General features: G+C 38.3%; 11 protein-coding genes. 5 read left to right on the top strand and 6 right to left on the bottom strand.

The genetic code is table 11. The features are described from left to right. Positions 1–139 precede the first annotated feature (139 nt). Complete coding sequence (locus tag ABRT01_RS15145; RefSeq protein WP_269409423.1) at positions 140–1,486, top strand: MFS transporter; 1,347 nt, start codon at positions 140–142, stop codon at positions 1,484–1,486. A 229-nt stretch (positions 1,487–1,715) separates the two neighbouring features. After that, positions 1,716–3,026 (top strand): RNA polymerase factor sigma-54, encoded by a 1,311-nt coding sequence (rpoN, locus tag ABRT01_RS15140; RefSeq protein ID WP_269409422.1) that lies wholly within the window; start codon positions 1,716–1,718, stop codon positions 3,024–3,026. Positions 3,027–3,217: 191 nt separating this feature from the next. Here rpoN and ABRT01_RS15135 read toward each other — a convergent pair whose 3' ends face one another. Next, positions 3,218–3,364, bottom strand: coding sequence for a YjcZ family sporulation protein (locus ABRT01_RS15135; RefSeq protein ID WP_269409421.1), 147 nt, complete (start codon positions 3,362–3,364; stop codon positions 3,218–3,220). A gap of 605 nt (positions 3,365–3,969) precedes the next feature. Further along, positions 3,970–4,494: a signal peptidase I gene (gene lepB / locus ABRT01_RS15130; protein ID WP_439649394.1), complete on the bottom strand. Its 525-nt coding sequence runs from the start codon at positions 4,492–4,494 to the stop codon at positions 3,970–3,972. 316 nt (positions 4,495–4,810) lie between these two features. On the opposite strand from lepB, the gene ABRT01_RS15125 reads away from it, so the two are divergent. Together ABRT01_RS15125 and ABRT01_RS15120 are read left to right on the top strand one after the other, a co-directional pair. Then, positions 4,811–4,975: an aspartyl-phosphate phosphatase Spo0E family protein gene (locus ABRT01_RS15125; protein ID WP_269412559.1), complete on the top strand. Its 165-nt coding sequence runs from the start codon at positions 4,811–4,813 to the stop codon at positions 4,973–4,975. A 363-nt stretch (positions 4,976–5,338) separates the two neighbouring features. Beyond that, positions 5,339–5,485, top strand: a complete 147-nt coding sequence (locus ABRT01_RS15120) for an FbpB family small basic protein (RefSeq protein WP_269409420.1) — start codon at positions 5,339–5,341, stop codon at positions 5,483–5,485. Between the two features lie 154 nt (positions 5,486–5,639). Here the strand turns inward: ABRT01_RS15120 and bcbE are convergent, their stop codons facing one another. Further along, a complete protein-coding gene (gene bcbE / locus ABRT01_RS15115) occupies positions 5,640–6,848 on the bottom strand; it encodes a bacillibactin exporter BcbE (RefSeq protein WP_269409419.1) in 1,209 nt (402 codons plus the stop codon). A gap of 283 nt (positions 6,849–7,131) precedes the next feature. On the opposite strand from bcbE, the gene ABRT01_RS15110 reads away from it, so the two are divergent. After that, positions 7,132–7,482: a hypothetical protein gene (locus tag ABRT01_RS15110; protein WP_269409418.1), complete on the top strand. Its 351-nt coding sequence runs from the start codon at positions 7,132–7,134 to the stop codon at positions 7,480–7,482. A 30-nt stretch (positions 7,483–7,512) separates the two neighbouring features. Here the strand turns inward: ABRT01_RS15110 and ABRT01_RS15105 are convergent, their stop codons facing one another. The 3 genes from ABRT01_RS15105 to ABRT01_RS15095 form a co-directional block, all read right to left on the bottom strand. Beyond that, positions 7,513–7,734, bottom strand: a complete 222-nt coding sequence (locus ABRT01_RS15105; protein ID WP_269409417.1) for a hypothetical protein — start codon at positions 7,732–7,734, stop codon at positions 7,513–7,515. Between the two features lie 148 nt (positions 7,735–7,882). After that, positions 7,883–8,362, bottom strand: coding sequence for a YkyB family protein (locus ABRT01_RS15100; protein ID WP_269409416.1), 480 nt, complete (start codon positions 8,360–8,362; stop codon positions 7,883–7,885). 127 nt (positions 8,363–8,489) lie between these two features. Beyond that, positions 8,490–9,071 carry an SCO family protein gene (locus ABRT01_RS15095; RefSeq protein ID WP_269409415.1) on the bottom strand — a complete coding sequence of 194 codons (582 nt, stop codon included), beginning with the start codon at positions 9,069–9,071 and terminating at the stop codon, positions 8,490–8,492. Positions 9,072–9,094 lie beyond the last annotated feature (23 nt).

Genomic DNA, 9,094 nt, shown 5'->3' with positions numbered 1-9,094 from the left:
GGTTGTCGGTTCAACTACCATTATACAAGATTTGGGGAGGTACTTCCTTTTTTATGTCTCAAATTCGTTGGGGCACAAGGGCTAGGAATTATGAAATTCACTCAGTTAGTAAAAAAATAGAACAAAGTGAGGTAAACCAATGGCTAGAAAATTATTTTATGAACGTGAGCTTACCACTTACCCCATAGGAAAAAAGAGAGCTTGGTTTTTGTTTATCGTGATTCTCGCCAATTTTATTGCGGCGTATGAGGCGCAAATTTCCCCAGTCATCCCGATGCTTATGGAAGATCTTGATATGAGTCTGACAACCTATGGATTGATTGCAGCAGTTTCTGTAGTATTTGCCGGTGCATCTGCCTTAATATTTGGACCATTAGCTGATCGATACGGCCGAGTCAGATTCCTTGTGCCGAGTTTGATTTTGACGGGAATAGTTGTCTTTAGTATGGTATTCGTTCAGTCGGTTTTGGGGCTGCTTTTAGTTCGAATTATTTTAGGCGTTGTAGAAGGTGCATCAATTAGTACAACGGCAGGGTTGGTTCGCGATTTTTCACCACGGATGGGGCGTGCTGTGGCTTATGCATTATGGACATTTGGTCCTGTTGGTTCCAATTTTTTTGCCAATGGATTAGCGGGTTGGACACTTCCTATTTTTGGTACATGGGAATCCCAATTTTACATTCAAGGGTCGATTGCTCTTGCCTCGGCAATTTTTATTATGTTTTTTATCTCAGATTTGTCACCGCAATTACGTGAGCAGATCATTACGGGGAATGAAGATGCAAAGGAAATAAATAAAAAGATCAAGGAAAAAAAGGAACCAGAAGAACAGAAAAAGGGAGGAATGCTGTCGGTTCCACATATTTTAGCATTAGGTATTGGAATTTCCCTGTTTTTGACAACATATCTAACCATTCAAGCCTATGGTGCCACCATGTTAGAACAAGGTTTTGATCTAAGTAATTCACAGGCAGCAGCCGTTGCAAAGTATTTTTGGCTTTTTAACCTGTTTACATTACTAATCGCTGGTTGGATTTCCGATCGGCTAATGCTCCGTAAAATTGTATCTTTAGTGGGGGCTATTGCAGCGGTTGTTTATATGGTATACTTTGCGACGCTTTTTGGATCATCAATTCCAGAAGGACAGTTAATGATTTATACCTCTCTTTTAGGAGGACTTATAGGAATCGCTTATGGACCTTGGATGGCTTTGTTCTCAGAAAATGCTGAAGACATCAAAGCATCTTTACAAGCTTCTGCGTGGGGGCTATGGGGGTTTGCGGTAAGAGTTGTTGGTTTTACTGTAACATTACTGGCACCAATTATCGTAGCTGGATATGGTTGGAGCGCTTGGATGTGGGTTGCCGCAACTGCAGGAATGATATATATCCCGCTTTTGTTTATGGGAAAAGGACCTTGGTTCCGTCATCAAATAAACAAAGAAACTAGCGAGACTACTTTGTCTTCCGTAGAATCAATTAAATAATCAATCTCGTTTTGTTTGCAGTCCTATAAAAATAGCGGTCTGTCTATTCGTATAGAAGACTGCTATTTTGTTTCCATAAATAATTTTGTCACAATTACATTAAAATATGTTAAAATGAAGATAATAAAGCAATTCATTTTATTGGCGATAATTTCGTTCAAACATAATATAATGGTTATGTAAGCGGATTCAGATTTGAGGAAAGCTATAACAAAGGAAGTGAAGTAGGATGGAGCTTGTTCTTCAACAAAAACAATCGTTGAATCTTGTGATGACAACTGAATTACGGCAAGCAATACAGCTTTTGCAATATTCCACGTATGAGTTGTATCAGTTCATCCAGGATCAGCAGATGGAAAACCCTTTAATTGAATTGGAGGAAAAAGTTCCGGACAACCCATATCCTGAAAAATCGTATCGCAGCGTAAACAATAATAACGATCATAACCCATTTGATTTTATTCCGGAACAAGAACAAGGCATGCGTGAACAATTGCTTGAGCAAGTACAATGGCTTGATGTGACAGAGTCTGAACGCGACCTGTTGCATTATCTGATATTAAATTTGGATGAGAATGGTTACTTGCCTTTAAATACAGCGGAGATTGCAGAAGATATTTCTGTAAGTGAAACCGTTATCGATAAAGGCGTAGAATTGCTGCAACAGTTGGAACCAATTGGTGTTGGTGCAAGAAACTTACAAGAATGTCTACTTTTGCAGGCCAGATATTATTATCCTGATCAGCCCGTTTTGGAATGCCTGATTTCCGAGTATTTGGATGACTTGGCAAACAAAAAATGGCAGGATATCGCCAAGTATTTAAATATCTCTTTGGCAGATGTGAAGCAAATGAGCGATATTATTCAACAATTTGATCCAAAACCATGTGCACGGATTAATAATTCCCAGGCGGATTATTTGCATCCGGATATTGTGGTTGAACAAAAAGGTGATGGATTTTCGGTTTATTTAAATGATGGTTATTTGCCACATATTCGCTTGAATCCACAATATGCCGAATTTCTGACAAGCAAAAATGAAGCTGCAAGTTATATGCAAAATAAGTATAAAAGCTATCAATGGCTGGTGAACAGTCTGGAACAACGCCGCTCAACAATCTTAAAAATTGTTGATGTGATTATCAGACGGCAGCATGATTTTTTGCTTCATGGATTTTCTGCATTAAAACCGTTGACATTGAAAGATGTTGCCGAGGAAATTGACATGCACGAATCAACTGTTTCGCGTGCGACGATGAATAAGGTCATTCAGACACCTCAAGGGGCGTATGATGTTCGCCGTTTATTTGCTTCCGGGCTTACGGCTGATAACGGTGATTCCGCCTCACAGGCAACTGTAAAACTGTTACTAAAAGATTTGGTTGGAAAAGAAAATAAGCAAAAGCCATATTCCGATCAAAAAATTGCCGATTATTTTAAAACGAAAAAAGGAATTACCATTTCCCGCAGAACCGTGGCGAAATATCGGGAAGAGCTTAAGATTCCGTCATCAAGCAGGCGAAAAGAAATTGAGGTATGATCATAGGTCTTCGTAAATACTGTTTTGCTTCGTGTGTATACGTGGGATTAAATGCGTGTAGGCGTTTTTTGCGCCAATTACAAGCGGTTTCTGATCGTTGTATGAAGAATGGAGGGGAAGTGAATGAATTCAGCTTCCCCTAATAACAAAATGCTTGTGCTAAAAACATCAGCACAAGCGAAATTGTTTAACTAGCAGTAGAAGGCAGTTCCTACAATAATTAGAAGGATGAACAGAACTACAATTAGCGCAAAACCACAGCCACCGCCATAACCGGCACCACCACCGTAGCCGTAACCACCACAGCCACAGCCGCAGCCGCCACCATATCCAAACATGGTAATTCACCTCCTGAATCTTTACAGTTATACTATATGTGTCCCCGGAAAAAGTGTATAGACGTTTTCATTAGATCTTAAAAACGCAATAGAGAAATTGTTTTCAAACCGTTTTAACCGGTAGTAAGTCCCTGCGCTCATAATTTAAGGGAAAACGAGGGAAGGTAATAAAGTGCCAACCGCAAATCAAAAAAGAAATATGCAAAGGCTAATCGCAACTCTCACATGGGAGGCAGCAGCATGAAGGCGGGAGAAAGGTCAGTCCACTGAAGTTTCACTTTATTTCTTATGGAAAAATTGGTATTCTAATATGGAAGACAGGTTCATTAGAACAACCATTACGAATAGGTCCAGGGATTAAATACATAGAGGGGGTACGTTGTATGTGGGAGACAATATTTGGGATAATCTGTTTTTTAATTGTGCTACTTAATATCGGCTACTGCCTTTTTGACAATGAGTAGTGCAAGGAGTTCCTTTTCTAAAAAGAGCACTTGAACATCTTCTTAAACAGAATTGCAAAAAAAGGATGATCTCATCAAGTTCTGATCATCCTTTTCAAGTGAACTATTGGTTATGCATCTTCACCATGTCGTTTGGTAAGGTTACCTCGTTTTTTTCCATTCATCAAATGGATAAATGACAAATTCCGATTTGCCTATAATCGTATCCCTTTTGATGAATCCCAATCCATTTCTACTGTCCATACTTATAGCGCGATTGTCACCCATTACGAAATAACTGTTGTCCGGGACTTTAATGGGTCCGAAGTTGCCAGTATGATTAATGGCATCCTGACTTACAAATGTTTTGTTTAATTTTTTTCCATTAATATATAACTGGTGTTCACGCATCTCTATTGTTTCATCAGGAAGTGCAATAATTCTTTTGACATAATTTTTATTAGGACGTTTTATAATGACGATATCTCCACGTTCAGGTTCGCCGAAAAGGTAACCAATTTTACTGAAAATAACGCGCTCGCCATCCTCCAGTGTGGGAACCATGCTTTCACCTTCTACAATAGAAGTAGCAAAGACAAAGGTTCGTAGTAAAAAAGCAAGTATAATAGCAATAAAAATGGCTTTTACCCATTCAGCCCATTCCTTTTTCTTTTTTGGTTCTTTCAATGGAAACATCCTTTCTTTGTTGCACATCACTCGTTGGTCTTTTTTTCCGCTTTTTGAACACACATTTATATGTTAACATAAACATTACCCACGTAACGAGAAATAAGGCCAAGTATCTTAATCTGGGACAAGCAGGACTCGAAACATCGTCAAAATCTGCCCGGATACTGCAATAAATCATACATGAAGCACGTATTTTTTGACAAATGACTTTGATATAATTATAATTTGCTAAAAACTTGTCAATATTTGTATTACTATGCTAAAGTGGAATGGTTGGTCAAATCCACGAAGGAGGCACTTACCAGTGAATAATATGAACAAAATACTTAAAGATATTGAATTGTTACGAAAAGAAATGACCAGGGTAGCAATGCATAAAGGACTTACAAGTATTGAAGCAATAACGATCAGTCAAGAATTAGATCAATTGTTAAATCTTTATGAGAAAATGAAACAAAGGGAGAAAGTAACGTATTAACGAAAAAAGCTGCCGTAAACATTGAGCTCCCGAATAACTATGTACCTGTTTCTATCATTTCTCTACTTGCAAGAAAGAACCTTAACAAATTTGTATTTCCATTTATGTTGTAAGATGAAATCATAAAACTTATGACAGCCTCATGTAATCTTCACCCATGCAACAACATCTTCAGGCAACCATTTCCTTATGATTTTTAAATTCAAATAAACGAACTTCGTGGCGGTAATGAATATGTGGGGGAATTAAATTTTTTACCCATTAGGACGGAGTATGCAATACTAAAATTGTAACAAAAAGTTCAAACAATTTCGAACTGAAAATGTTATAATGATAGTAACGAAAAGTTAGGAGTGTACAAAAATGAGACCGAAAACACAGAATTTTGAACAACTAGTCAGTCAGAACAAACAAGAACTATTACAAGATGAAAAAAGATTGGACCAAATTGAGCTACGGTTGGAAAAGAAACAAGCGCAATTGGTTTTGGCAAAACAAAAAAACGCATGATAATATATGCCGGAAAAGAAGTAAGTGTGTGCTTCACTATTGGATGTAGTCGTTTCTAACTACTACAACAACACAAAGCCTTTTTTTCCTGTATAAAATAAAAAAACAGGTGTGACCTCTTCGTCACACCTGTTTTTTGTTACTTAAACCTGAATTATTTTACTTTTTGCTGTTGGTTTGCCGGTCGAATGGATAGCAAAGCAAGTATCGATGCGACAACGCAAATACCTGCTGTGGAAAGAAAAAGTACTTGGTGGGACAGTTTGATGATCATGGCAAATAGCGGAGGGCCCACTGCCACACCAATAAAGCGCATACTGCTATAGATCGAGCTGATCGTTCCCCGCTGTTGTTTTTCAATCCCACTTGTAATAAAGGCATCCAGACAGGGGAGGGCAAGTCCAATCCCGATGCCGCTAAACACCAAACCAATAATTAGCAGATCTGCATGTTCCGAGAAACTAATGACAAATACAGAAACAGATAATAATAAGCATCCAGAAAACGATAGCCATTTCATCAATGGTTTGTTTTCACCAATCTTCTTTCCAGTAATAAACGAAGCAATTGATAGCGCCAGTAATGGAACAGCAAGAATCAGTCCTTTGATAACGCCAGTGATATGATAATCGTCTTCCAGCAAGGTAGATAAATAAAATAATACGCCAAACAATACATACATCAAAATACAGCCAATGGCAAAAACAGCAAACAGCCAACGTCCTTTTTCCAATAAAATGCGTTTAACATTCTGGAGAAATTCACCAAATGGCATCGGCTCCTCTTGTTTATCCGGTGCTTTTAATAAAAAGAACACAAGCACTAATGAAACGGCGCTGAATACAGGAATGGCTAGCAGTGGTACATACCAGGTAATCATCCCTAATAAGGCACCAAGGATCGGACTTAAAACTTTACCAACCGTATTCGAGGTTTCGATGAGTCCCAAACTGGAACTAACTTGCTGATCATCCTTAAACATATCGCCAACCAATGGCAATACAACAGGAAAAGCCCCTGATGACCCTATTCCCTGAATGAACCGGCCAAGTAAAATCCAGTAGTAGGATTGATCAAATAACATGGCTGCAAGTCCTGCTATGAGCCCACCGATTGCAGTAAGAATAAGGCTGGGAATGATTACTTTTTTCCGACCATAGCGATCAGACAGATAGCCGGTTATCGGGATCAGGATAATGGCAATAACGGAATAAACTGTAATAATAAGACTTGATTGCAGTGAGGAAATCTTCAACTTGTCTTCCATTACTGGCAATAACGGAATTAACATGGAGTTTCCCAATGTCATTACTAATGGAACCGACGCAATGGATAACAGATCCAACTTCCTTTTCTCTTCCACGGAATTCCCCCCGGTATCATGTTTTGCTTAGTATTTTCATATGGATGAGGGAAAATACATGGGAAAAACTTTCATAATTGATTAATTGGAAAAACGGCCTTGATCTCCTTATGAATTAGTTTTGAGTTCGGATAAACCAGCTCCTCCCAAATAAACCAATGCATTCTAAACTATAACAAATAGTCTGTATGTTTACATAACATATGGTATATTACAACTTCAATTCGTCAAAACTGTTGAGAAAAGCTATCGGAATTGTTTTTTGGATAGGGGGGAGCTGTTTATGTTGATTGGAATGAAATGGATTCATTTAAACCAATTATTATCACTTGGACTAACAGAAGACCAATTGTATTTTATTATTATATTGTGCGGAATGTTTGTCAGCTATTATATTGTCCAGCCAATTGTCCATTGGTTTGTTGCCATCAATTCGACCAAAGTATTGAGTTACCTGATTGCCAGTTTGCTTGTAATGATTGGCATACTGCTATTTAGCATCCAACAAATGAACGGTGTCTTTGCTAATTTACTCAAAATAGGGTTTCAAAGCCTGGCTGTTTTTGGCTGTATTTTATTTATAGTCCGGCTCGGTGGGGCTATTCGCAATAAGGTCAAAAAAAGGAGTGTGTGATCGGATAATCATACACTCCCTCCTTTTCGTCTAAGGTGTTTTTTCTTGTACACTTAATTTTTTCTGCACTGCGGATAACCATTCAAATGCAAGTTTGTCCTGTGTTTCCGGGGATAATTGATCTGCAGGAGCAAGGTCCATAACCAATGTTTTTTCTTCATCGGTTAATTTTTCATAATGATCCTTCAGAATGTGCGTTTTGTCAGCGTAATTTCCAAGCTCATATAGGAAATTCCTTAATTCAGTTCGCATGATAACGCCTCCTTATGTAACCATTCCTTTTAAATAAGAGATTCAAACATTTTTTAAGGAAAATGGTTTTTCCCATGTTGCCCGCAGTAGAAAGGAGCGTCATCAGAGTAAGATAATCCTTGCTTGTCCAGATAATCTGTTTTGTTTATCAAAAATGTCGGTGTGCTTTTCGATTGGGCCATTCCATTTGTCCAAGTGATGATTTGGTATAGTAAGAGGAAGAATACCGTTTCCTGCGGTTGGCCGATGTGACGTTTTTGGGCTTCCAGTCAATATAGCGATAGATAATCTTTTTGGCATGTGAAAGTGACATTTTTGTTCGTGGATTACGAAAGTCCTGATCGAGTGCGCCAAGATGTTTTAGCTGTTGGAAGTCTTCTTTTGCAGGGGGTATATGAAAATAGTAATCATCGACTTTAACCAATAATGTTGAATGTTGACTGCTGTACTTCGGATGGTTCGAAAAGTGAAGGCCTACTTTTACGGCTTGTTTTTCCTGTAAGAGCCGTTTGATGGCTTCCTTTTTAATATAATACAAATGCTGTGGTTCGGGGGCCGTTTTGGCATGTCTATTGATGGTATAAAGCGCTTTAGCAATATCACATAACGGGGTTGATTGATCAACCATTCTTTTTTCCCTCCTTTCATAAGCTTGTCTTTATCGTACAGGAAAGTCTGACCATTTTCAAGGGGTATCGACTAATCGGAGGCAGGCACTCGCGATTTTTAAAAAAGCACGGAGTTTAGATCCGTGCTTAATGCATACTTTTTATATCCTCAACAATTTTTTTCATATCGCCTGGTTTTCTTCCATCATAGGACTTAATCGCATTTCCTTCAGGAGAAACGAGGAAGAAGCGGGTTGTATGGGCATATTGATCGGAGTCGGGTATCTGATCAACAGGGGATTTAAACGATTTGATCGAAATTTTTTTGATCGTTTCAAAATCATATCCGGTAAGTAAATGCCAATTATCAAAATTGATTGCCCCGCGTTCTTTTGCATACTTTTTTAATGTCTCGGGTTTATCGTTGTCTGGATCAACACTAAAGGAAACCAATTGCACATCATTCAAATCAGCATCATCCAATTGCTGCTGTAATCTGGCCATATTTGCAGTCATCGGCGGACATACAGTTTCACAATTTGTAAACACAAAATCGGCAACCCAAAACTTTCCGTCCAAATCACTTTTGCTTAATTTATTATTATCCTGGTCAGTAAAGGAAAAGTCGTTCACTTTATAGGAAAAATCACCTTCATATTTTTCCCCACATGCGGATAGGAGAACCAGGATAAAAATAAGAGGTAATATCCTTGTTAAACCTTTCGTCATATCGGTACCTCCAGTAATCAAAA

Source organism: Lentibacillus sp. L22, assembly GCF_040812445.1.
Taxonomy (GTDB): domain Bacteria; phylum Bacillota; class Bacilli; order Bacillales; family Amphibacillaceae; genus Lentibacillus_C; species Lentibacillus_C daqui.
Note: the sequence above shows the minus strand (reverse complement) of the source record. Positions and strands in the feature narration are given on the sequence as shown.